A 24,217-nucleotide genomic window follows, 5' to 3' on the forward strand; every position below is an offset into this window, starting at 1 on the left:
GCAGGATCCCGGGCTTCGACGGGCGCCCCTGGTTCCAAGTCGGATTCTTGCGTACATGTAGGACAAGCACGTACGTTCCTCTCGGATGCCGCCCAGGGCCGCCTCCGAGCCGGTTTTCGCCGGTTCGAGGGGCGTGCGACGGCCAGGCACCGCCCCACCCGAGGAGGTCCGTTTCCGTGAGCTACTTCCGCCACAGCTACACCACGTTCGAGGAGTTCCAGCGCGAGGCCCTCGGGTCCGAGGACGAGTCCCTCGGCAAGGAGGAGCTCGAGCTCCTGATGGACCTCGAGGACGACGACCTGTTCGACAGCCCGCGTCGCCGCCGTCGCTCGTTCGAGTGACGCGACGGCGGCCGCGCGCCCGCGAGGCGGCGCGCGGGGGTCAGCGCGAGATGTCGTAGTCCTTGAGCTTGCGATACAGCGTGGTGCGATCGATGCCGAGCAGTGCCGCCGCGCGGGCCTTGTTGCCGCCGGTGGCATCGAGCGCCGCCGCGATGGCGTCGCGCTCGAGCTGCTCGAGCGTGCGGATCGTGCCCGGCGTCGTCGGTGGCGCGATGGTCTTGGCCGGCGCCGAGTGCAGCAGCTCGGGCGGAAGATCATCGAGCTCGATGCTGGTGCCGTCGCCCAGCACCATCGCGCGCTCGACCACGTTGCGGAGCTCGCGGACGTTGCCGGGCCAGCGGTAGTTGGTCAACACCGTGAGCGCCTCGGGGGCCACGCCCACGAAGCGTCGACCGATCTCGTCGCCGAAGTGTGCCGCGAAGTGGCGCACCAGCGGCTCGATGTCCTCGGGCCGCTCGCGCAGCGGCGGCAGCTCGGTCTGGATCACGCTCAGGCGATACAGCAAGTCCTCGCGGAAGCGGCCATCGGCGACCATCGCCCGCAGATCGCGGTGGGTCGCCGCCACCAGCCGCACCGCGACCGAGATCTCGCGGGTGCCACCGACGCGCGTGAACGAGCGGGTCTCCAGCACACGCAGCATGCGGGCCTGCGTCGACAGGCTCATCTCGCCGATCTCGTCGAGGAACAGCGTGCCCCCGTCGGCCCGCGAGAACACGCCGTCGTGCTGGGCGACCGCGCCGGTGAAGGCACCGCGCTCGTGCCCGAACAGCTCGCTCTCCAGCAGCTGCTCCGGGATCGCCGCGCAGTTGATCGCGATGAACGGGCCGTCGGCGACCGACGAGAGCCCGTGGACGATCGCCGCCGCGAGCTCCTTGCCGGTGCCGCTCTCGCCGCGGATGAGCACGGTCGCCGGCGAGCTCGCCACGCGCTCGATGAACACCTGCAGCTTCTGCATCGGCGCGGACTTGCCGATCATCTGGGCGACCGGCTTGACCGCGCCGCGCCGCACCGACGCGGCCGCCTTGAGCTGCGAGCGCTCGCTGGCGCTGTCGCCCAGCGCCGACACGAGGTGGGCCGCACACAGCAGCAGCAGCAGCGCCTCTTCGTCCCAGCTGTGGGTCGCGGCCTCCTTGGCGCCCCACTCGACGTAGAACACGAGGTTGCTCGCCGGGGCCGCCATGGCGCCGGCGATGCCGCGCACCAGCACCGAGCGGCGATCGGCCAGGTCGGGCTCCTCCTGCACGTCGCGCACGAGGAAGGCCCGCCGCTCGTGTCGCACGCGGTCCAGCAGCGCGCGTGACATCGCGAGATCGGGCACCACACCGTCGCTGGCGCTCGAGAGGATGTCGCTGCCGTCGGGCGACAGCAGCAGCGCACGCGAGGCCGGCAGGGCGTGCAGCGCCCAGGTGGTGGCCTCGCGCAGCACCGCCTGCAGCGAGCTGCAGCGCGCGAGCCGATCGCCCAGGGCCGCCAGCGCCGCGAGCCGCGAGGGCGCGGTCGGCTGACCGACCACGCTGGCATCGAGCTCGACGGTGCTGCGCACCGGGGCCGCCGGCGCGGCGGCGTCGTCGACGACCTGCAGTGTGGTGCTCCCGAGCGTCAGGGTCGCCCCCGCGCCGAGCGTGTGGCCCCGCATCAGCGTCACACGCTGGCCCTCGACCAGCGTCCACACCGGGTTCACGCCGGCGATTTCCTCGACCACCGCGCGACCGTCGGGCCCGAGCCGGACCGTGAGGTGGTGGCGCGACACCGCGGTGTCGGCCAGGCGCAGCGCCTCGGATTGACCACGACCGATCGAGATCGGCACCTCGCGCAGCGCGATGCGACGACCGAGGTCCGGTCCAGCGACGACGAGCAGGGACAGGGACACTGCATGCGAGGCTAGCAGGTGCGCAGTTCACCGCGAAACGCGATCGTCGGGCTCGCGAGGGGGCGCTGCTGCGCCCTCGGACTGCCACGGGTGTGCTCGGCCTGCGGCGCTGCGGCGGGCCTCGACTTCGCCCTCGCGGCCCAGAATTGCGCCCTGCGGCCCCGGTTGACAGCCCCCCCGCCGATGATACGGTTGCCCCCGGATTCGCATGGCCGAACAGTCCCAAGAAGAGACCCCAGAGCTCCCCGAAGTGGTGTCTCTGCTGCCGCTGCGCAACTCGGTGCTCTTCCCCGGATCGATCATTCCGATCGACGTGGGGCGGCCCAAGTCCGTGAAGCTCGTCGAGGAGGCGATCGCACAGGAGCGCCCCATCATCGGCATCGTCACGCAGAAAGAAGCGCGGGTCGAGGACCCCAGCGAGGCGGACATCCACCGGGTCGGCTGCGCGGCGCGCATCCTGAAGGTCATCAAGCTCGCGCGCGACAACTACAGCGTCATCCTGCAGGGCGTGATGCGCATCCGCATCGACGAGATCCAGCAGAACGACCCGTTCATCATCGCCAAGGTCAGCGAGCTGCGCGACGTCGTGAACCCGCGGCTCGACGTCGAGGCCGACGCGCTGGTGCTCAACATCAAGGAGACCGCCAAGAAGCTCATCTCCTTGGTGCCGGAACTGCCCCGCGAGGCCGCCGCGCTGCTCGACAGCGTCAACGACCCCGGTCAGGTCGCCGACCTCGTCATCACCAACCTCGACATCGAGCCGGCCGAGAAGCAGGACGTGCTCGAGTCCGTCGACGTGCTCGAGCGACTCCGCAAGGTGCTGACGCTGCTGACGCGACAGCTCGAGATCCTCAAGGTCCGCGAGCGCATCAACTCGCAGGTCCAGGAGGAGATGGGCCACAGCCAGCGCGAGTACGTGCTGCGCCAGCAGCTCAAGGCGATCAAGGGCGAGCTCGGCGAGGTCGACGACGAGAGCGGCGACGTCGAGGAGTTCCAGAAGAAGATCGCCGAGGCGAAGATGCCCGAGGAGGCCGAGAAGGTCGCCCTCAAGCAGCTCGATCGCCTCAAGCAGATGCAGCCGTCGTCGGCGGAGTACACCGTGACGCGCACGTACCTCGAGTGGCTCGTCGAGCTGCCGTGGTCGCGCTCCACCGAGGACACCATCGACATCAAGACCGTGCGCTCGGTCCTCGACGAGGACCACTACGACCTCGAGAAGGTCAAGAAGCGCATCCTCGAGTACATGGCGGTCCTCAAGCTGAACGCCAGCAAGAAGGGCCCCATCCTGTGCCTGCTGGGCCCTCCGGGCGTCGGCAAGACCTCGCTGGGCAAGAGCATCGCCCGCGCGATCGGTCGCAAGTTCGTGCGCATCAGTCTGGGTGGCGTGCGCGACGAGGCCGAGATCCGCGGCCATCGACGCACCTACGTCGGCTCGCTGCCGGGTCGCATCATCCAGGGCTTGAAGAAGGCCGGCACCAACAACCCGGTCATCGTGCTCGACGAGATCGACAAGCTCGGCCACGACTTCCGCGGCGACCCGGCCTCGGCCCTGCTCGAGGTGCTCGACCCCGAGCAGAACCACACCTTCAGTGACCACTACCTCGAGGTCACCTTCGACCTCTCGCGCGCGATGTTCATCGCGACGGCCAACTACCTCGATCCGATCCCGCCGGCGCTCAAGGACCGCCTCGAGATCCTCGAGCTGCCCGGCTACACCCGCCAGGAGAAGCTGGCGATCGCGCGGCGCTTCCTCATCCCCAAGCAGGTCGGCGAGCACGGCCTCGAGGAGCACGACGTCAAGGTCAACTTCGACGAGGGCGCGGTGTTCGAGCTGATCGACAGCTACACCCGCGAGGCCGGCGTCCGCAACCTCGAGCGCGAGCTCTCGGCCGTCATCCGCGGCGTCGCGGTCAAGGTGGTCGAGGACGAATCGCGCAAGACCTTCGACATCGACGAGACCCAGATCCCCGAGTTCCTCGGGCCGCAGAAGTACATGCCGGAGATGTCCGAGCGCACCGCCGAGCCCGGTGTGGCGACCGGCCTGGCGTGGACGCCGGTGGGCGGAGAGATCATGTTCGTCGAGGCCTCGCGCATGCCCGGCAAGGGCGGGCTCATGCTCACCGGTCAGCTCGGCGACGTGATGAAGGAGTCGGCCCAGGCCGCGCTCAGCTACGTGAAGAGCCACCTCGACGAGCTCGGCATCGAGAAGACCATCATGGAGGGCCACGACCTGCACATCCACGTGCCGGCGGGTGCCATCCCGAAGGATGGTCCCTCGGCGGGTGTCGCGATGCTCGGCGCGTTGGTGTCGCTGCTGAAGCAGACCTGCGTGCGGCCCGACGTCGCCATGACCGGCGAGATCACGCTGCGTGGGCTGGTGCTGCCGGTCGGCGGCATCAAGGAAAAGATGCTCGCGGCCCACCGCGCCGGCATCAAGCGCATCCTCCTGCCCGAGCGCAACGAGAAGGACGTCGTCGACGTACCCGAGGAAATCCGGCAGGAGATGACGATCGTCTACGTGCGCACCGTGCAGGACGTGCTGGCGGCGGCGTTGTCCACCGAGGGCAACGAGGCCGGTAGCGCCGGCGGCTGACGCTGCGGCGATCGAGTCGGTTCGCGGATCGGCGGGGCCTCCCGCCGGGGCCGGAGACGGCCCGTGCACGGGCCCCGAATGCGAGGCGGCGGCGCGGGGCAGTGGCGCACGTGCACGCACGAGCGCGGCGGCACGCCGAGCAGCGTCCTTGGGGCCCACGAGCCAGCTCCTACGGCCCGGGCGGTCGGGCTTGACACCCTCGGTGTGGAGCTTAGCTTTGCCACCTGCAATGGCCGCCCGGTGCCACGGGGGGCCTGCTCGACGCGCGTACGCGGAAGAAAGGCACCTGGAAGCACATGGGCAAGATCATCGGCATCGACCTCGGCACCACCAACTCGTGCGTGGCCGTGATGGAGGGCAGCGAGCCCAAGATCATCGCCAACGAAGAGGGTGGGCGCACCACGCCCTCCGTCGTCGCGTTCGAGCAGAGCGGCAACGTGCTGGTCGGTCAGCAGGCCCGTCGGCAGGCCATCACGAACCCCGAGAACACGGTCTTCTCGGCCAAGCGGTTCATCGGTCGCAAGTACGACGAGGTCGGCGAGGAGCGCAAGCGCGTGCCGTTCAAGGTCGTGCGCGCCGCCAACGGTGACGCCCACATCGAGGTGCGCGGCAAGGCCTATCCCCCGCCGGAGATCAGCGCGCGCGTGCTGATGAAGCTCAAGAAGGCCGCCGAGGACTACCTCGGTGAGACCGTCAGCGCGGCGGTCATCACGGTGCCGGCCTACTTCAACGACGCCCAGCGCCAGGCCACCAAGGACGCCGGCCGCATCGCCGGCCTCGACGTCAAGCGCATCGTCAACGAGCCGACCGCGGCCGCGCTCGCCTACGGCCTCAGCAAGGGCACCGAGCAGGAGAAGGTCATTGCGGTCTACGACCTCGGTGGTGGCACGTTCGACATCTCGATCCTCGAGGTCGCCGAGAACGTCGTCGAGGTCATCTCGACCAACGGCGACACCATGCTGGGCGGCGACGACTTCGACGACCGCATCATGAAGTGGCTGCTCGAGGAGTTCCGCAAGGACACCGGCATCGACGTGTCGGCCGACAAGCTGGTCGTGCAGCGCCTCAAGGACGCCGCCGAGAAGGCCAAGATCGAGCTGTCGCAGTCGCCCGAGACCGAGATCAACCTGCCGTTCTTGACCGCCGACGCCAGCGGCCCCAAGCACATGCAGATCAAGCTCTCGCGCGCGAAGTTCGAGAGCCTGGTGGGGGACTTGGTCGAGAAGAGCCTGGCGCCGTGCCGCAAGGCGCTCGAGGACGCCAAGAAGTCCGTCAAGGACATCAGCGAGGTGCTGCTGGTCGGTGGCTCGACGCGCATCCCGATGGTGCAGCAGAAGGTCCGCGAGTTCTTCCAGAAGGAGCCCAGCAAGGGCGTGAACCCGGACGAGGTGGTCGCGGCCGGTGCCGCGGTGCAGGCCGGCGTGTTGGGCGGCGAGGTCACCGACATCGTGCTGGTCGACGTGACGCCGTTGTCGCTGGGCATCGAGACCCTGGGCGGCGTCATGACCACGATGATCCCGCGCAACACCACCATCCCGACCCGCAAGAACGAGACCTTCACGACCGCGGCCGACAACCAGAGCTCGGTCGAGGTGCACGTGCTGCAGGGCGAGCGCGCGATGGCGGGCGACAACCGCACGCTGGGCAAGTTCAGCCTGATCGGCATCCCGCCGGCCCCACGGGGCGTGCCGCAGATCGAGGTCACGTTCGACATCGACGCCAACGGCATCGTCAACGTCTCCGCGCGCGACAAGGCCACCAACCGCGAGCAGAAGATCACGATCACGGCCAGCAGCGGTCTGTCCGAGGACGAGATCAAGCGCATGGTGGACGACGCCAAGAGCTTCGAGAGCGAGGACAAGAAGCGCCGCGAGAAGGTCGAGCACCGCAACTCGCTCGAGGCGATGGTGCTGCAGACCGAGAAGCTCATCAGCGAGTCGGGAGACAAGATCCCCGGTGACGCCAAGACCGAGGTCGAGGCTGCCGTGAAGACCGCCAAGGAGGCGCTCGAGAGCGATGACGCCGATCGCATCAACGCGGCCCGCGAGGCGCTGACCCAGGCGTCGCACAAGATGGCGACCGCGATGTACGGCCAGGGTGGGGGCGGGGCCGGTCCCACCGATCCCGGCGCGCCCGGTGGCGACGCCGGCGGGGCCGCTGGTGGCCAGGCCGGCGGCGACAAGCCCAAGGACGACGGCGAGGTCATCGACGCCGAGTTCGAAGAGAAGAACTAGCGCGCCGGTGCCCGCGATCCTCGCGGGGCACCGGACGGTACGGGCCAACCGAGCCCCCCTGCGTTGGGGGCTTTGTTGGCCCGTCGTCGTTGGGCGCGACATACTTCGCAGCGACGTGCCCCCGCTCGCGACTCGCCTGGCGCTGCTGTGCGCGCTCCTGCTCGGCGGCTCGCCGGCCTGTGCGGGGCCGAACCTGTGGACCGATCTCGGCAGCGTCTCGACCGACAAGAGCAACCGCGGTCGCCTGCGCTCGCCCGCCCGGTTGCCGCTGCGCGGGAGCGGCTTCCGCGTGCCCAAGCGCTGGCAGGAACGCGGCTTCCAATACGGCACCGACGAGCTGGTCGCGGCCGTGCAGCGGGCCGCCGCGCGGGTCCACGCCGCCGATCGTCGCGCGACGCTCGGCGTCGCCGACTTCAGTCGCAATCGCGGCGGCTCGTCGAAGTGGCACAACAGCCATCACAGCGGCCGCGACGTCGACATCATCTTCTACACCACCGACGCCGGCGGCAAGCCGTTGCCACCGCAGGACCTCGACATGATGACGTTCGACGACGACGGTAAGCCGTACGTCGGCAAGCGCGACAAGGACGGCTACCACGATCCAGCGTGGGCGGTGCGTCGCTTCGACGTGCGTCGCAACTGGGAGTTCATCGAGGCACTGCTCACCGATCCGTCGATCCGTCTGCAGTGGGTGTTCGTGTCCGACGGGTTGAAGGCCAAGCTGCTGGCGTGGGCGCGTCGCAAGCAGCGGCCACAGTGGGTGATCGCCTACGCAGACATGGTGCTGCGTCAGCCCGCGGACTCGCTGCCGCACGACAATCACTTCCACGTGCGCGTGTACTGCTCGCGCGCCGATCGGTTCCACGGCTGTGTCGACCGCGGACCGGTGTGGCAGCACGAGAAGAAGACCTTCAAGTACGACGGGCCCGAGCTCTACGATCCGGTGACGTGGCGTCGCCTCGCGAGCGTGGAGCTGGGGTTGTGGCGCACGGGCTCCTCGCGCTGACGCGGCGCGCGTCGATGGGCTGACCACCGCTCGCCGTCGATGCGGGCCCACGGTGCTCGCGCGAACGCGATGCGACGCGTTTCGCCGCGCTGCACGTCTGCACCACCGCACCACTGCACACCTGCGGAGTCGTTCAGGTATGCGCAGGTGACCGGCTGCGCGCGGGCCTTCCTGCAGCATCCGCGATTTCGCGTGGATGTGGCGTGAAGGGACCGTTGCGTGCCGATCCCGCGTCGCGCTCGCGCCTGCGATCCCCTCGATGCGCACGGCTCGGCATCGACGTGCGATGCACGCTCACTGAACGACGACGCAGTCATTGGCAAGCAAAAAGTTGCTTCGACTGACAAGAAAGTGCTTCCTGAAATCCACTCAGTGGAATACATTGAAACGGACATCGCAAGTCGGTTCGCTCGACACGACTTGCACCGAGGCCAGCCTCCAGAAACCTGACCTTCGCGAGGTCAGCGAGGCGACCACCGACTCGCCCGCGACATCGCCGACGCAGCTCCCCTCGCTGCGCATCGTCCGACGACTCTCCCTCCCGCTCGCGCGCCACTTCCCACGGCGCACCTCCTCCCGCTCCGCTCCCCGCCCACGCCGATGCACGTCGCACTGACCGAAGCGCAGGTCCGTGAAATCGAGGCCGCGACCCCCGAAGGTCTCAGCTCGCAGGAGCTGGTGGCCGCGTTCGCGTCGCGCGACGTGAAGTTCACCGAGGCGACGCTGCGCAAGTACGTGCAGCTCGGGCTGGTGCCGCGCTCACGCCGGGTCGGCCGCAAGGGCAAGCACCTCGGCAGCCGGGGCATCTATCCCGTGCGGGCGGTGCGACGCATCAACGCCATCAAGAAGCTGATGGCCGAGCACTACACGATCGAAGAGATCCAGGCTCGGTTCCTCACCTTCAAGGACAGCATCGAGATCCTCGACGAGGCGCTGGCCGAGCTGGTGCGTCTGTTCGAGGAGCGCATCGCCAACCACGACCCCGAGGCGCGCGCGCGGCTCGGCAGCGAGCTCGCCGCGGTGCGCACCAGCGCCACCGAGCTGCTCGAGGGCGTGCATCGGCTCGAGAAGATGATCCTTCACGCCGGCGATGCCGCCCGCCCACGCGGCGGCGGTGCAGCCGGTGCGACCGAACTGCTCTGACATCCCCGGCTCCCCGCTACCACCCACGCTCCCACGCTCCCGCTCCCGCTCACCGACAGGGGTTCATCATGCTGAAGATCATCGAAGACACCGCGCCCGCCGCTCCCGCCCTCGAGGCACTCGATGCCGGCATCGAGATCGAGACCGACGACGACGATGATCGCGACCCGCGGCCCATCGTCCGTCGCGTCCGCGCCAAGACCATCGCGATGAAGCGACTCACCAAGGAGGAGCTCCGCATCGGCGCGTTGCTCTACCCCGAGCGCAGCTACTGGCGCCCGCAGACCCGCGGCGAGTGTGCCAACGTCGCGCGGCCGTGCCCGTACGTCAGCTGCAAGTACCACCTGTACATCGACGTCAACCCGGCGACCGGCAGCATCAAGATCAACTTCCCCGACCTCGAGGTCTGGGAGCTGCAGCACAGCTGCGCGCTCGATGTCGCCTCGCAGGGTGGCATCACGCTCGAGGAGGTCGGCGAGATCCTGAACCTCACCCGCGAGCGCATCCGCCAGGTCGAGGTCCGCGGGCTGATGAAGCTCAAGGAGTGCGGCGGCGACGAGCTGCTGGCCTACCTGGCGCGCGCCTCCGACTAGCGCGCGGCTCCGACTCGCGCGCGGCTCCGACTCGCGCGAGGTGGACGAGCGCGGAGTGGACGGCGCCGCGCCCAGGTGCCGTCGGAAGGCCACTCGCCGGCGCCCGATGCCAGCCCTTGACCCCTGGGGCTGACCGGGTGTACGCGCGTGACCGTGAACGACGTCTGCCAGCTCCGCCGCGCGCTCGTCAGTGTGAGTGACAAGCGAGCGCTCGATCGGCTCGCGCGCCTGCTGGTGGATGCCCGCGTGGAGGTGCTTTCGACCGGTGGCACCGCGGTGGCGCTCGACGAGCTCGGCGTGGCGGTGGTCAAGGTGAGCGACTACACCGGCGCGCCCGAGATCCTCGGTGGCCGCGTCAAGACGCTGCATCCCAAGATCCACGGCGGCATCCTGGCGGCGCCCAGCGCCGAGCACGAGGCCGAGCTGGCCCGTCATGCGATCCCGCCGATTGATTTGGTGGTGGTGAACCTCTACCCGTTCGCGGCGACCATCGCGAAGCCCGGCTGCAGCTTCGACGAGGCCATCGAGAACATCGACATCGGCGGGCCCACCATGGTCCGCGCGGCGGCCAAGAACTGGGCCCGCGTGGCGGTGGTGGTCGACCCCGACGACTACGAGGGCATCGCGCAGGAGGTCGCCCGCGACGGCGGCCTGTCGGGGGCGACGCGGCTACGGCTGGCCCGCAAGGCCTTCGCCCACACGGCGGCCTACGACGCCGCGGTGGCGCGTTACCTGGCCGGACGCGACGACGCCGGTGCGGCGCTGCCGGCCGACGAGCTGCCGGGCTTCCTCATGATCGGCGGGCACCGCCAGGGCGCGCTGCGCTACGGCGAGAACCCGCACCAACCGGCGGGGTTCTACGTCGACGGCAGCGCGACCGCAGGCCTCGACCGCGCGCGCGTGCTGCAGGGCAAGCCGCTCAGCTACAACAACCTGCTCGATGCCGACGCGGCGCTGCTGCTGGTGCGGGACCTCGCGCCGCTGGGGCCCGCGGCCGCCGTCATCAAGCACGCGAGCCCGTGCGGAGCAGCCGTCGGAGCGGCCAGTCAGCCGATCGCAGAGCTGTACCACGCCGCGCACCAGGTCGACGCCGAGAGTGCGTTCGGCGGCATCGTGGCGCTGTCGCGGCCCTGCGACGGCGCGACCGCGGAGCTGCTGGCGAGCACCTTCCTCGAGGTCGTGATCGCGCCGAGCTTCGACGAGGCCGCGCGCGCGGTGCTCGCGAAGAAGACCAACCTGCGCCTGCTCGAGCTCGAGGTCGCGGTGCCGCCGTCGACCGCGGTCTTGCGCGCGCGCACGATTGCCGGCGGCCTCCTGGTCCAGCGCGAGGACGTGATCGACGGCTCGTTGCGCGACGCCGAGTTGGTCGCCGGCGATGCGCCCGTCGACGACGCGGCGTGGCGCGAGCTCGACTTCGCGTGGCGCGTGGCCAAGCACGTGCGATCGAACGCAATCGTGGTCGCCGCGGGTGGCGTCACGGTCGGGCTCGGCGGCGGGCAGACCTCGCGGGTGGAGGCGGTGCGGCAGGCGTTGTCACGTGCGGGCGCGCGGGCCGAGGGCGCCGTGGTCGCCTCGGACGCGTTCTTCCCGTTCCGTGACAGCATCGATCGGCTGGCCGAGGCAGGCGTGCGCGCGATCGTGCAGCCGGGCGGCTCGGTCCGTGACGAAGAGGTCGTGCAAGCCGCCCGTGAGCACGGCATCACGATGCTGTTCACCCGCGCGCGTCACTTCCGACACTAGGCACCGCAGGCGAGTAGGGGGCAGATCGACATGCGAGTGCTCGTGATCGGCAGTGGAGGGCGCGAGCATGCGCTCGCGTGGCGACTGGCCCACGACGGCGCCGACGTGCTGGTCGCACCGGGCAACGACGGCATCGCCGACGAGCACGCGTGCGCGGCGCTCGACGTGCGCGACGCCCCGGCGGTGCTCGAGCTGGTCCGACGCCATCGCAGCGAGCTGTGCGTGATCGGCCCGGAGCAGCCGCTGGTCGACGGGCTCGCCGACGCGCTGCGGGCCGGCGGCGTGCCTTGCTTCGGGCCCTCGGCCGCGGCCGCGCGACTCGAGGGCAGCAAGGTCGACGCGAAGGCCTTCATGCGCGCGCACGGCATCCCGACCGCGCGCGCCGAGGTCGTGCACGACCGCGCGACGCTGACCGCCGCGCTGGCGCGCTTCGACGCGCCGCCGGTGGTGAAGGCCGATGGCCTCGCGGCTGGCAAGGGCGTGGTGGTGGCCGAGAGCTTCGAGGAGGCCGAGGCCGCCGCGCGACGCTGCCTCGAGGAGCGCATCTTCGGCACCGCGGGGGCCCAGGTCGTGCTCGAGCAGCGGCTGACGGGGCAGGAGGTCAGTCTGTTCGTCGTCACCGACGGCGAGCACGCCCAGATCATGGCGCCGGCGCAGGATCACAAGCGCATCGGCGACGGCGATACCGGCCCCAACACCGGTGGCATGGGGGCCTACGTACCCGCGCCGGTGTTCACGCCCAACGTTCGTGCCCGCGCGCTGTCGCAGGTGGTCGCGCCGACGCTCGCGGGCCTGCGTGCGCAGGGGCGGCCGTTCGTGGGCGTGGTGTTCGTCGGGCTCATGATCGATCGCGACGAGCAGCCGTGGGTCATCGAGTACAACGTGCGCTTCGGCGATCCCGAGGCGCAGGCGCTGTCGTGGGGCCTCGACGCGCCGCTCTTGCCGGCTCTGCACGCCGCCGCCACCGGTGGCCTGGTCGACGGCGAGCTGCCGACCAGGCCGGCCGCGACCGTGGTGCTGGCGGCGGCCGGCTATCCCGGCGAGCCGCGGCGCGGTGACCCGATCACCGGACTCGCAGCGGCGGGCGCGGATCCGCGGGTCAAGATCTTCCATGCCGGCACGCGCCGGCAGGGCGACGGGTTCGTCACCCACGGCGGCCGCGTGCTCGGGGTCTGCGCGCGCGAGCACACGCTGCAGGCCGCGCTCGCGGCGGCCTATCGCGCGGTCGATGGCGTGCACTTCGACGGCATGCAGGTGCGTCGCGACGTCGGTGCGCGAGCGCTCGTGCCGGCGTAGTCGTCGGCGGCCCAAGGCCCGCACGGCTTGTGGTATGGCAAGCCTCGCGATGGCCAAGATCCGTCCTTTTCGCGGTCTGCGTTACGACAGCACCCGTGCCGGCGATCCGGCGGCACTGCTGGCGCCGCCCTACGACGTGATCGACGGCCCCGGCCGCGCCGAGCTGGCGGCACGCTCGCCCAACAACTGCATCCACTTCGTGTTGCCCGAGGGTGACGGTGCCGCCAAGTACGGTCGGGGCGCGCAGGAGTTCCGCGCGCAGGTCGAGCGCGCGATGGCCCGCGACGACGCGCCGGCGTTCTACGTCTACCACCAGCGCTACACCGTCGAGGGCCGCGAGCGCACGCGCCGGGGCTTCATCGGCCTCATCGAGCTGACCCGCTTCGGCGCCGGCCCGGTGCTCGCCCACGAGCGCACGCTCGCCGGCCCCAAGCTCGACCGGCTCGAGCTCATGCGCACCACGATGGCCCACATCGAGCTGGTGTTCGGGCTCTTCGCCGATCCGGCGCGGGAGTGGGAGGCCATCGTCGCCCCCGCCCTGGGTGAGCCGGTGTTGCAGGCCCGCTTCGACGACATCGATCACACGCTCTACCGCGTCGATGCGCCCGAGGTGGTCGCGGCGCTGCAGCAGCACCTCGCGCCGGCATCGATCTACATCGCCGACGGTCACCACCGCTACGAGACGATGTGCAGCTTCCGCGACGAGCTCGCAGCCCAGCGGCACCCGGCCGCCGACTACGGCATGATCTACCTGTCGAACCTCGACGATCCCGAGCTGACGGTGCTGCCGACCCATCGCATGGTCCACGGGCTGGCGAAGCTCTCGCTCGACGAGGTGCTCGCCCACGCCGAGCCGCACTTCACCTGCGAGAGCTCCCCGCTGCCGGCCGACGCCGCCAGCCTGCGCGCGCAGCTCATCGCGGCCGGTCGCGACGGCGCCGCCTTCGGGCTCGCGGTGCCGGGCAGCGCCCGCTGGACGGTGCTGCGCCTGCGCGCCGGTTTCGATCCCGTCGCCGCCGGGCTCGGCGGCCTGCCGCCCGCGCTGCAGCGGCTCGACGTCGCGCTGTTGCACGAGCTGCTGCTCGAGCGCGCGATGGGCATCAGCAAGGCCGCACAGGAGGCCAAGACCAACCTGCGCTACGAGAAGTCGACCGCGCGTGCGCTCGAGCTCGCGGCCCACGGCGGCGACGACACCCAGCTGTGCTGCTTCATGAACGCGACGCCGGTCGCGGACGTGCGGGCGGTCTGCGACAGCGGGCAGGTGATGCCGCAGAAGAGCACCTTCTTCCACCCGAAGATCCCCGGTGGGTTGGTGTTCTACGATCTCGACGCGGCGGCCCGCGAGGCCGGGGCCGCGCGTGGCTGAGTCGCGCCGGTCGCGGGCGCTGTTGCCGGCCGCGGCCCGTCGTCGGCGTGCGCTGGTCGGCACGCTGCTGCGCGAGTTCGAGACCTTCGGCTACCGCCCCATCGAGACCCCGCTGGTCGAGTCGTTCGAGCTCCTCGCGCGCGGCCTCAGCGAGGCCGACCGTGCCCAGTGCGTGCGCTTCATCGAGGCCGGCAGCGGCGAGCTGGTGACGCTGCGCGCCGATCCGACGCCGCAGATCGCTCACATGGTCGCGACCACCGACGACGACGGTGAGCCCGATCGCGTGCTGCGATGGTGCTACGCCGCCGCCGTCGTGAGACAGTCGAGCGATGGCCGCGAGCCGGTCGAACAACATCAGCTCGGTGTCGAGCTGGTCGGCGACGCACATCCCTTGGCCGACGTCGAGCTGGTCGCACTCGCCGACGCCGCGATGCGGGCGGTAGGGCTGCCGTCGTTCACCGTCGACCTCGCCCACGGGCAGCTGGTGCGCGCGGTGCTGAAGGGCCTGCAGCTGGGGCCCGAGGTGTTCACGCGCGTGCACGCGGCGCTGGCCCGCAAGCACCGCGAGGGCGTCGCGACCGCGCTGGTCGCCGCGGGCACGCCGGCGTCGACCGCCGCCGCAATCGCGTCGCTGTGCGAGCGGGTCGGATCGCCGTCGCGGCTGCGGCAGGACCTCGCCGAGCTCGCGCCCGCACTCACGCAGCCACGCGTGCCCGCCATGCTCGAGCAGCTGCAGGCGGTGATGGACGGCGTGCTCGCGATGGGGCTCGGCGAGCAGGTCGTGGTCGATCTCGGCGAGACCCGCGGCTTCGAGTACTACAGCGGCGTGCGGTTGCGGGTGTGGGCCGCCGGGGTCCATCGCGCGCTCGTGCGCGGCGGTCGCTACGATCACCTGCTGTCGCGCTACGGCAGCGATCGACCGGCGACCGGCTTCGCCATCGATCTCGACGCGCTCGAGGCCGCGCTCGCGCACGCCGGCGTGCGCGACGAGCACGGCGACGAGGGACCGGCGCTGGTGTTGCTGTGCGCGCCCGGAGACGGCGACGCGCGCCTGCGGGCGTCGCGTCGGGCCGCCGATGCGCGCGGCCGCGGGCAGATCGCATGGGTCGAGCCATGCCGCGACCGCGGGGCCGCCGAGGCCCGGGCCCGGCGCGAGGGCTGGCACGAAGCCTACTGGCTCGACGATGGCGGTGAGACGGCGATCGCGGGTTCGCGCTCGCACGAGGGGGACCGATGAGCACGCTCGTGATCGTGGGCGCCCAGTGGGGCGACGAAGGCAAGGGCAAGGTCGTCGACGCGGTCGCGGCCCAGGCGGACGTGGTCGCGCGCTTCGCCGGTGGCAACAATGCCGGGCACACGCTGGTGGTCGACGGTCGCAAGGTCGTGACCCACCTGGTGCCCTCGGGTTGCCTGTACCCCGGCACGCGGTGCGTGCTCGGGGCCGGCATGGTCATCGATCCCGACGTGCTCGCCGACGAGATCGCGAGCCTTCACGCGCTCGGTCTGCTGCGCGACGACGAGCTGCGGGTGTCGCTGTCGGCCCACGTCATCTTCGGCTACCACCGCGCCCTCGACGGGGCGCGCGAGGACCGAGCCGCCGGCGGGGCGCGGGCGATCGGCACCACGCGTCGCGGCATCGGGCCCGCCTACGAGGCCAAGGCCGCCCGGCGCGGCGTGCAGGTGCGCGACCTGTTCGAGCCCGAGCTGCTGCGCGCACGGCTCGAGCAGAACCGCGACGTCGTCGGGGCCGAGCTGGCCGCGGCCTCGTTGCCGCCGTTCGACGTCGAGGCGGCGATGCGCGACGCCGAGGCGTGGGCGAAGTGGCTGGCGCCGGTGGTGTGCGACACCGGTGCGCTGTGCCACGCGGCGATTCGCGAGGGGCGTCGCGTGCTGCTCGAGGGCGCCCAGGGGGCGCTGCTGGATCTCGATCACGGCACGTATCCCTACGTGACCTCGTCGAGCACGATCGCCGGTGGAGCCAGCAGCGGGCTCGGCATCGGGCCGACGCTCATCGACGGTGTGTGGGGCATCAGCAAGGCCTACGCGACGCGGGTCGGCGCGGGCCCGTTCCCGACGCGGCTCGACGATGCGACCGGCGAGCGGCTGCGACAGGTCGGTGGCGAGTTCGGGGCCACGACCGGTCGTCCGCGCGACTGCGGGTGGCTCGATCTGCCGGCGCTGCGCTACGGCGCGCGGCTGTCGGGCATGACCGGCCTGTGCATCACGAAGATGGACGTGCTCGCCCAGCTCGGGCAGGCGCAGGTGTGCGTCGCCTACGAAGACGGGATCGATCCCGGACGCGACGGCCTCGCGCGCGCGCGCCCGCAGCTCCAGGTCGTGCCGGGCTTCGATGATCCCACGTTGCTCGGCGCGCTCATGCAGGCGCGGCGCTTCGAGGAGCTGCCGCGCTGCGTGCGGGCCTACCTCGATCTCGTCGCCGCGCACGTCGAGGTGCCGATCTCGCTGCTCTCGATGGGGCCGGATCGCGAACAGACCGTGTTCGTGCACGAGCCGTTTCGTAGCCGGTGACCTGCGCTTCGTCGCCAGTGCCGGTTCCCAGTCCGCACTCGGGTCGCGCCCGGCGAGACCGCGGCCCTTGCAGGGGCTCCGCCGGGGTTCGGGAACAAGCCCGCGCGGACGCCGTGGCACCCCGTACGAGCGTGGCTGCGCATCCGAAGCGCGATGCCCCTGCTTGCCGTGTGTCCCGTGGGCACCGGCCAGCGGTCGCCGGCGGTCCGATCCCTCGCGATGGCGCCGGCTCCCGAGCGAGGCCCGACAAACACGCGCCACGCAGGTTGTATCGCGGATGATCGTTACTCTATACTGCGGTCGCCTCGCAAACCCCTACACCGTCGCCCACGCGACGGCACGTGCCTGACGAACACTCGGCCTGCGGGCCGGACCCCACGCACTCTGCCCCCGAATCCGGGGCGAGGAAGCCAATCGCATGAAGATCGAATGCGACAAGTGTGCCGCGAAGTACTCCATCGCCGATGAGAAGGTCCGCGGGAAGACCTTCAAGATCCGCTGCAAGAAGTGCAGCAACGTCATCATCGTGCGGGACAAGGCGGCGGGCGTGGGTGCGCTCGGAGCCGAGCCCGAGGCGCCGCCGGCGGTCGGCTGGCACCTCGCGATCAACGGCGAGACGATCGGGCCGATGACGGAGGACGAGGTGCGTCAGCGCTTCGCCGCCGGCGAGATCGATCGTGAGACCGCGGTGTGGCAGGAGGGCTTCGAGGATTGGTTGCCGCTGACGGAGGTCGACACGTTCGCCGATCTCGCGGGGGGAGCCGCCGCCGCGGAAGATCCGTTCGCCAGCGCGAATCAGGAGGAGTACGCCCGCGCCGTGCCGCACTCGGAGCCTGCGGTCGTCGCAGCTCCGGTGGCCCGCGCCGCCGGTGGTGGTGGTGCGGCGGTGTCCGAGCCCAGCTCGCCCCGCGTCACGCGACTGAGCGGCCAGCGCAACGAGAACTCGGTGCTGTTCTCGCTCGACAGCCTGCAGGCGCTCGCCACCGGTGGTGGTGCCGCCAACGCCACACGCGGCGGTGCGCCGTCGCGTCAGGGGCCCAAGAGCCTGGCGACCCAGGCCCCGTCGTCCGAGGGCTCGGGCCTGATCGACATTCGCTCGCTCGGCGCGATGGTCGGTGCCGATGCAGCGCCGACCCCGGTCGCGTCGGCGCCCAAGGCCGACGACGCCGCCCTGCCGAGCTTCGGCGGTGCGAGCCTCGGTGGTCTCGCGTCTGCGCCGTTGGTGCCGCAGGCCTCGGCGGAGCCGATGATGCATCCCGCGATGGTCGTCGCCGCGCCGCCGCAGCGATCCAATGCGCCGCTGTACGTCATGATGGTCATCCTGCTGCTCGCGGTCGCGGGGCTGGCTGCGTTCATCGTCCTGCGTCCCAACGAGCCGGTGGTCGTGCAGGCACCGCCCGCCGCCGAGGCGCCCAGCGTCAAGGGGGCGTCCGACAAGGACGACGACGAGGACAAGGACAAGGACGACAAGGACAAGGACAAGGACGACAAGGACAAGGACGACAAGGACGACAAGGCCAAGGACGAGGGCGCCGACAAGGCCGCCGACACCGAGGCCGTTGCCGACACCGAGGGTGGCGATGCGCCCCCGACCGACGGCAAGGCCGATCCGAGCAAGCCGAAGCCGAAGGGTCCGTCGACCTCGAAGCCCAGCGGCAGCACGCCGAGCAAGCCGACCGGCACCACGCCGAGCAAGCCGACCGGCACCACGCCGACGCCGTCGAAGCCCAGCGGCGGCGACAACCTCGACATCGACTGCATCCTCGATCCCAAGCTGCCGAAGTGCAAAGGCGGCGGCGGCAGCAGCAGCAAGCCCAGCGGTGGCACGACGCCGCCGAAGCCCGCCGATCCCAGCCTGCCCGAGAGCCTCTCGACGGGCGACATCAAGGCCGGCGTGTCGCCGGTGAAGGACTCGGCGAAGGCTTGCGGAGGCAAGCACGGCGCGCAGCCAGGCGAGACCGTGAAGGTGAAGTTGTCGATCGCCGGTGCCACGGGTGCCGTGACCTCGGCCTCTGCCGAGCCGCCGCACCAGGGCACGCCGCTCGGCAACTGCGTGGCCGCAGCGCTCAAGAAGGCGACCTTCAAGAAGTTCCAGAAGGCGACGCTGGGCGCCGTCTACCCGGTCAAGATGTGAAGCGCGTCGGGTCGTCGCCGAGCGTCGCACGGATGATCGTGGCGACCTCGGCGATGTCCGCGTCGTCGAGCCCGAGATGGACCGCGAGGCGGACCTCGCGGGCGATGTTCGGGTAACACGCGACGCCGGCCTCGCGCAGCGCCGCACATAGCGGCTCGGCGCGGGTGAGTGGCGGCTGGACCCGCGCGAGCACGAGGTTCGTCTGCGGCGGCGTGACCTGCCAGTGCGGGAGGTCGGCGATCGCATCGGCGAGCGCCCGGGCGCGACGGTGATCGTCGCGCAGCCGCGCGATGTGGTGATCGAGGGCGTAGTGACCGGCCGCGGCGAGCATCGCCGGCGCCTGGCGCATCGCGCCACCGAGCGCGTGCTTGAGTCGTCGCGCGGTGGCGATGCGATCGTCGCTGCCACACAGCACCGAGCCCGCGGGCGCGCCGAGGCCCTTGCTCAACGACACGCTCACGGTGTCGGCGAGCGCGCCGAAGACGTGCATCTCGATGCCGGTGGCGACGTGGGCGTTCCACAGCCGCGCGCCGTCGAGGTGCAGGGGCTTGCCGCGGCCGCGCGCCCGGTCGGCGATCGCCTGCAGGCCGTGGGCCGCGCGACGTGGATCGTGCAGCGGCCAGATCGCGCCGCCGGCCTCACCCAGCGTGTTCTCGAGCCACACCAGGTGCAGCGGCGGCCAGCCGCACGACTCCTCGTCGACGAGCGCGTCGAGCTCGTCGGCGTCGAAGCCCGTGCGGTCGCCGATCGACATCAGCTGCACGCCCGACAGGGCGGCCGCCGACGCGTCCTCGTGGATCCGCACGTGGGCACCGGGGCTGCAGGCGACGGTGCTGCCACGGGGGCAGTGCAGCGCGACCGCGAGCTGGTTCGCCATCGTGCCAGTGGGGAGCCACAGCCCGGCGTCGTGGCCGAGCAGCGCGGCGACGCGACGCTCCAGCGAGCCGACCGCCGCATCGTCGCCGTAGGCGTCGTCGTCGACCTCGGCGGCACGCATGGCCTCGCGCATCGCCGCGGTCGGGCGGGTGACGGTGTCGCTGCGGAGATCGAAGCGGCGTACCATGCTCGCCGCTTAGCACGGGGCTACGTCAGCCGTCGACGATGAGCGAGTCGTCGCCGCCGTCGTCCTGGGACGGCGGCGTGGGGTCCTGGGGTGGCTCGCTCGGCGGCCCGTCGGGGTCGGGCCCAGGCTGTTTGGGCTTCTGGCTGGGCTTGGGGCCCGGCGGCTTCGGCGGTGGTGCGCCCGGCTGGCCGCGCTCGCGGCGAAGCTTGTCGGCGATGCCGTCGAGCAACGCGTGGGGCAGGTGGACCGGCCCGCCGTCGGTGGTGATCTGCACGCTCGCGCTCGGACGCCCGGCGGCGTCCTTGGTCGCGAAGATCTCGACGCTGCCCCGCGCGGTGCGGCCGTCGTCGCCGACCGGGAGATCGAACAGGATGAAGCCCGCGTCGGGATCGCGATCGACGATGGTGAAGTGACGGTCGACCCGCAGGTAGCGGACCGCGGTGGGCCAGACCATCTCGACGGGGTAGGGCATCACGCGGGACTGGCCGAGACCGGCCGCCGCCGGCGCGTGCGGCGATGCATCGGTTTCGCCGGCCGAAGTGGAGGCGGTGCCGAGTGACGTGCGCCCGGCCGTCCACGCGCTCGCCGTGGTGGCGACGCCCGCGACCAGCACCGCGGCAAAGAGCGAGCCCCGCAGCCATGCGGATTGCGCCAGCGAGCGGGGCCGCCGCGCACCGTGGGCGGCCGCGACACGCGTCGGCGGTGCGAAGCAGGGCTCGTGCGTGGCGTGGGCTGGGCTCGTGGGCATCGGTGCGCGCGCGGGTATCGAAGCCACCGCGGCGCCTACGCTACCGGTGGCCCTTCCACGGGCCCAAGTTTTCGGGCAATGTGACGTTGGATGTTGCCCGACCCCGTCGGCGCGCCCGGTTCCGCCGTGGCCGTCCGCGCGGGCCGCCCGCATGACCCACCGCGTCGCCGGTGGGAACGAATTCCCCGCTCGCACGTGCCAAGACACGCAGGAGGTCCACCTCGATGAACTCGGAGAACTCAGCGCTCACCGCCCTTTCGGAGCTGCGCAACCTCGAAGCCAACCGCGTGGCCAGCGAAGAGGCCGAGCGGCTCGCCGCCGAGGCGGCGGACCGTCGCGCCCGCGAGGACGCCGAGCGTCGCGCCCGCGAGGAGGCCGAGCGGATCGCTCGCCAGCAGGCCGAGGAGTACGCGCGGCAGCAGGCCGAGATCGAGGCCCGCGAGCGAGAGGAGCGCATCCGTCTGCACGAGGCCGACGTGCGCGCCCGCGCCGAGCACGACGCGCGCCTCAAGGAAGAGCAGATGCGCCTCGACGCGCAGATGAAGCTGGCCGAGAAGAAGGCCAAGCCGAAGTGGCCGCTGGTGGTGGTGCCGCTGCTGATCGCGGGCGTGGGCGTGGCGGGTTGGTTCGCCTACCAGAGCAAGCAGGAGGCCGAGCAGCGCGCTGCCGAGGCGGCCGCACAGCAGGAGGCCCACGAGGCGCAGCTGGCCGCCATCACCGCCAAGCTCAACAACCTCGAGTCCGAGCAGAACAAGCTCGAGGGCGACAAGGCCGAGCTCGACAAGAAGCTCTCCGAGGCGAAGGACGAGGCCGAGCGCGCGAAGCTGATGGCCGAAAAGCAGGAACTCGAGCGCAAGCTCGCCGAGAACCAGGCCCAGCAGGCAGCGGCCGAGAAGACCGCCGACGACCAGGGCGTGAAGCGCGACACCGGCAAGCGCAAGAAGCCGAGCGGCGCGAGCAGCAGCAGCAGCAGCAAGCCGAGCACCGCGAGCGAGACCCCGCCGGAGAGCGGCCGCAAAGAGAAGATCAAGGTCGGCGGCGACGATCCGCTCGACGGTCTCTGATCGACCGCGGCCCTTGCCGGTCGCGTCACCACGTCGGCCATGCCCACGCACCCTCGAGACGGTGCAGGGGTCATGGCCGTCGGCGCATCTGCGCCCGAAGGGCCCGTGGCCGGCGGTCCAGACCCCTCGCGTGGCTCTTGCCGCCCAACGCGAGCCCGTGGTACATCGTGCGCCCCGGCCTGGTAGCCAAGTGGTAAGGCGGAGGTCTGCAAAACCTCTATTCGCCGGTTCGATCCCGGCCCAGGCCTCCGGACGACCCTCGTGGAGCCTTCGTGCGCGGTGACAACGGCGCACGGGCGACCTGCGGGAGGTCGTTCCAGCCCAGGTACGCCTGGGCCATGTCGTACTCGAAGAAGCCCATCATCCCGCTGGCGATGACCTTGCGCAGCAAGCCCTTCGCGGGCTCGTGCTGGCCGGCGTCCCAGCGGGCGAGTGCCTCGTAGAAGTAGGCCTCCGCCCGTTGGCCGCGATCGCGGGCGCCCTGCACCAACGCCTCGAAGGTGATGTCGCCGCGGGCGTGCGCCGCCAGCAGCTTGGCCCAGCCGCTGCCGCGGTAGCTGGCGATGAACTGCTCGGCGTCGGGATCGACCGGTCGGCCCTGGCGCTTGGCGAGTTCGACCAGCCACAGCGAGAAGTAGAGCTTGAGCGAGCCCGGCAGACCGCGACGGGCCATCGCGCTGCGGTAGATCGTGCGGGCCTCGTCGAGGTAGCCGTAGGGGACCATCGCGATGAGCGGGTCGGCGTAGACCTTCACGTCGTCGGGGGCCAGCTGCGCAGCGTCGGCGAAGTCGGTCATCGCGAGCTTGGTATCACCGAGGTAGAACAGCAGCTTGCCGCGCTCGACCAGCCGCGCCGCGCGGGCGTCCGGGTCCTCGGTCGGGCGCGCCAGCAGGTCGTTGGTGTGCCGCAGCGCGATGCGGATGTGCTTGGTGCCGTCGGCGGTGTCGCCCCGTCGCAGCGCGATCTCGCCGAGCTGCTGCCGCGCCCGCGCCTCCCACTGCAGCTGCGTGAGCTCGTTGTCGTAGGGCAGGTTGGCGAGGTCCTCGTAGCGCGACTCGGCCTCGGCGAGCTTCGACTGCTTGAGCGCGATCGTGCCGAGCAGGTCGAGCGAGTTGGGCACCGGCTCGATGCCGACGCTGCGCTGCAGCAGCGCCTCGGCGCGCTTGGCCTCGCCGGCCTCGTAGAGGCCCTCGGCGACCGTGAAGAAGGCCTCGGGCATGCCGGGACGGATCGGGCGGTCGGCCCAGAGCTTGGTCGCGCGGGTGTGCAGGGCCTCGATGCGCGGCAACCGATCGGCGGCTGCGGCCGGATCGCGGGCGGCAACCCGCTCGAGGTCGCGCTGCTCGAGCTGGGCGAGCTCCTGCCACGCGGCGAAGATGTCTTCCTTGATGGCCAGCGCGCGCCGCAGGTACTCCATCGCCGCCGCGCCCAGCCCGGCGTTGCGCAGGGTCCGAGCCCGCAGCAGCTGGACGTAGGCGTCCTTGGGGTAGGCCGCGACCGCGCGGCGCGAGAGGTTGTCGACGATGCCCCAGCCCTGCACGATGTACGGGTCGCTGCCGTCCGCGTCGGGATCGGGGGCGAACTGCTCGGCGAACGCGAGCATGGCCGTCGCGTTGCGTCGGCCGCGGTAGGCGTCGTCCATGAGCTCGCCGAGCTTGGCGACCGGCATGTCGAGCTCGACGCGGGCCATCGCCGCACGCGCGCCGGCGACGTCGTCGGCGCGCAGGTACAGGCGCATCAGCAGATAGCCCGTGACGTCCATGCGATGACGCGCGGCGGTGCCGGCGTCCTGCTGACGGTTGGACTTCGCGGCCTCGTAGCGCGCGAGGTAGAGATCGGCGACGCGACGCACGACGAACGGTGTGGGTAGCGTCGCGGCGACGTCGTCGAGCGCACGCTCGAGCTCCTCGTGGCGGAGCAGCGGCTCGCTGGCGAAGGGGCCGTTGCGCACGACCCACTCCTCGAGCGTCGCCCATTGCTCGACGGCGCGCGCGCGCGCAGCCTCGTCGCCGAAGCGTTGGATCACCGCCAACGCGAGAAAGGAAGGCCGCTCGGCGCCGCGGCGCGCGGCGTGCCGGTAGAGCGCCTGGCCCATCGCGCCGAACTCCGGCGCGACGACGCGATCGTCACGGAGCTCGCCGGGCTGGTACAGCGAGGCCGAGTAGCGCATCGCCGAGATCGCCTCTTCTTCGTCGCCGGCGGCCAGCTGCGCGTCGAGGTAGTGGGTGAGGAAGCCCTGCAGCAGCGCGCGCTGCTCCGCGCGTGCCGGGCTGCCCTCCTCGAGCAGTGCGTAGCGGTTGAGCGCGCGCTCGAAGTCGTCGAGATCGCCCACCGTGATCGGCTTGGTGTCGGCGGCGTGTTGGGTGCCGCGGTGGGCGTGGCAGCCCGGCATCGCCGCGACCGCGGCCAAGGGGAGCCACAGGGCCGCGATTCGGGCGAGGCGGGTCACGGTGTCAGCATACCAGCCGACCCGCCGCGCGCGAGCACGGTGACCCGC

Annotated in this window: 17 protein-coding genes and 1 tRNA gene; 14 read left to right on the top strand and 4 right to left on the bottom strand. The window is 71.3% G+C overall.

All coding sequences use genetic code 11. The features are described 5' to 3' along the window. Positions 1 to 176 precede the first annotated feature (176 nt). The gene (locus IPH07_03840; GenBank protein ID MBK6916513.1) at positions 177 to 341 is read left to right on the top strand and encodes a hypothetical protein; all 165 of its coding nucleotides are present in this window, start codon (positions 177 to 179) and stop codon (positions 339 to 341) included. A gap of 40 nt (positions 342 to 381) precedes the next feature. Here IPH07_03840 and IPH07_03845 read toward each other — a convergent pair whose 3' ends face one another. Next, complete coding sequence (locus IPH07_03845; protein ID MBK6916514.1) at positions 382 to 2,211, bottom strand: sigma 54-interacting transcriptional regulator; 1,830 nt, start codon at positions 2,209 to 2,211, stop codon at positions 382 to 384. Between the two features lie 208 nt (positions 2,212 to 2,419). Between IPH07_03845 and lon the strand changes: the two genes are divergently transcribed. From lon to IPH07_03900, 11 genes are all read left to right on the top strand, one after another. Further along, positions 2,420 to 4,804: an endopeptidase La gene (gene lon / locus IPH07_03850; GenBank protein MBK6916515.1), complete on the top strand. Its 2,385-nt coding sequence runs from the start codon at positions 2,420 to 2,422 to the stop codon at positions 4,802 to 4,804. Between the two features lie 296 nt (positions 4,805 to 5,100). Next, entirely contained in the window at positions 5,101 to 7,038 is a 1,938-nt protein-coding gene (dnaK, locus tag IPH07_03855; GenBank protein ID MBK6916516.1) for a molecular chaperone DnaK, read from the top strand. 115 nt (positions 7,039 to 7,153) lie between these two features. Next, positions 7,154 to 8,044: a penicillin-insensitive murein endopeptidase gene (locus IPH07_03860; protein MBK6916517.1), complete on the top strand. Its 891-nt coding sequence runs from the start codon at positions 7,154 to 7,156 to the stop codon at positions 8,042 to 8,044. A gap of 600 nt (positions 8,045 to 8,644) precedes the next feature. Further along, positions 8,645 to 9,187, top strand: coding sequence for a MerR family transcriptional regulator (locus IPH07_03865; GenBank protein MBK6916518.1), 543 nt, complete (start codon positions 8,645 to 8,647; stop codon positions 9,185 to 9,187). Between the two features lie 68 nt (positions 9,188 to 9,255). After that, the gene (locus IPH07_03870) at positions 9,256 to 9,780 is read left to right on the top strand and encodes a DNA-binding protein (protein ID MBK6916519.1); all 525 of its coding nucleotides are present in this window, start codon (positions 9,256 to 9,258) and stop codon (positions 9,778 to 9,780) included. A gap of 153 nt (positions 9,781 to 9,933) precedes the next feature. After that, entirely contained in the window at positions 9,934 to 11,520 is a 1,587-nt protein-coding gene (gene purH, locus IPH07_03875) for a bifunctional phosphoribosylaminoimidazolecarboxamide formyltransferase/IMP cyclohydrolase (GenBank protein MBK6916520.1), read from the top strand. Positions 11,521 to 11,550: 30 nt separating this feature from the next. Beyond that, positions 11,551 to 12,816: a phosphoribosylamine--glycine ligase gene (purD, locus tag IPH07_03880; GenBank protein MBK6916521.1), complete on the top strand. Its 1,266-nt coding sequence runs from the start codon at positions 11,551 to 11,553 to the stop codon at positions 12,814 to 12,816. Between the two features lie 49 nt (positions 12,817 to 12,865). Next, positions 12,866 to 14,182: a DUF1015 domain-containing protein gene (locus IPH07_03885; protein MBK6916522.1), complete on the top strand. Its 1,317-nt coding sequence runs from the start codon at positions 12,866 to 12,868 to the stop codon at positions 14,180 to 14,182. Continuing rightward, on the top strand, positions 14,175 to 15,419 hold the full coding sequence (locus IPH07_03890) for an ATP phosphoribosyltransferase regulatory subunit (protein MBK6916523.1): 1,245 nt from the start codon (positions 14,175 to 14,177) through the stop codon (positions 15,417 to 15,419). Before IPH07_03885 ends, IPH07_03890 begins: the two co-directional genes overlap by 8 nt. After that, entirely contained in the window at positions 15,416 to 16,711 is a 1,296-nt protein-coding gene (locus IPH07_03895) for an adenylosuccinate synthase (GenBank protein MBK6916524.1), read from the top strand. Before IPH07_03890 ends, IPH07_03895 begins: the two co-directional genes overlap by 4 nt. A gap of 418 nt (positions 16,712 to 17,129) precedes the next feature. Continuing rightward, positions 17,130 to 18,845, top strand: a complete 1,716-nt coding sequence (locus IPH07_03900) for a zinc-ribbon domain-containing protein (GenBank protein MBK6916525.1) — start codon at positions 17,130 to 17,132, stop codon at positions 18,843 to 18,845. On the opposite strand, the gene IPH07_03905 is transcribed toward IPH07_03900, so the two are convergent. Both IPH07_03905 and IPH07_03910 read right to left on the bottom strand, forming a co-directional pair. Further along, a complete protein-coding gene (locus IPH07_03905; GenBank protein MBK6916526.1) occupies positions 18,835 to 19,908 on the bottom strand; it encodes an aminotransferase class I/II-fold pyridoxal phosphate-dependent enzyme in 1,074 nt (357 codons plus the stop codon). The genes IPH07_03900 and IPH07_03905 overlap by 11 nt on opposite strands. A gap of 25 nt (positions 19,909 to 19,933) precedes the next feature. Continuing rightward, positions 19,934 to 20,656, bottom strand: coding sequence for a hypothetical protein (locus IPH07_03910; GenBank protein MBK6916527.1), 723 nt, complete (start codon positions 20,654 to 20,656; stop codon positions 19,934 to 19,936). A gap of 224 nt (positions 20,657 to 20,880) precedes the next feature. On the opposite strand from IPH07_03910, the gene IPH07_03915 reads away from it, so the two are divergent. Next, on the top strand, positions 20,881 to 21,720 hold the full coding sequence (locus IPH07_03915; protein MBK6916528.1) for a hypothetical protein: 840 nt from the start codon (positions 20,881 to 20,883) through the stop codon (positions 21,718 to 21,720). A gap of 176 nt (positions 21,721 to 21,896) precedes the next feature. Further along, positions 21,897 to 21,968, top strand: a tRNA-Cys gene (locus tag IPH07_03920). On the opposite strand, the gene IPH07_03925 is transcribed toward IPH07_03920, so the two are convergent. Continuing rightward, on the bottom strand, positions 21,938 to 24,169 hold the full coding sequence (locus IPH07_03925) for a hypothetical protein (protein MBK6916529.1): 2,232 nt from the start codon (positions 24,167 to 24,169) through the stop codon (positions 21,938 to 21,940). The two genes, IPH07_03920 and IPH07_03925, sit on opposite strands and share 31 nt — an antisense overlap. Between the last annotated feature and the right edge of the window lie 48 nt (positions 24,170 to 24,217).

The organism is Deltaproteobacteria bacterium (assembly GCA_016709225.1).
Lineage (GTDB): Bacteria > Myxococcota_A > Polyangia > Nannocystales > Nannocystaceae > Xiheibacterium > Xiheibacterium phototrophicum.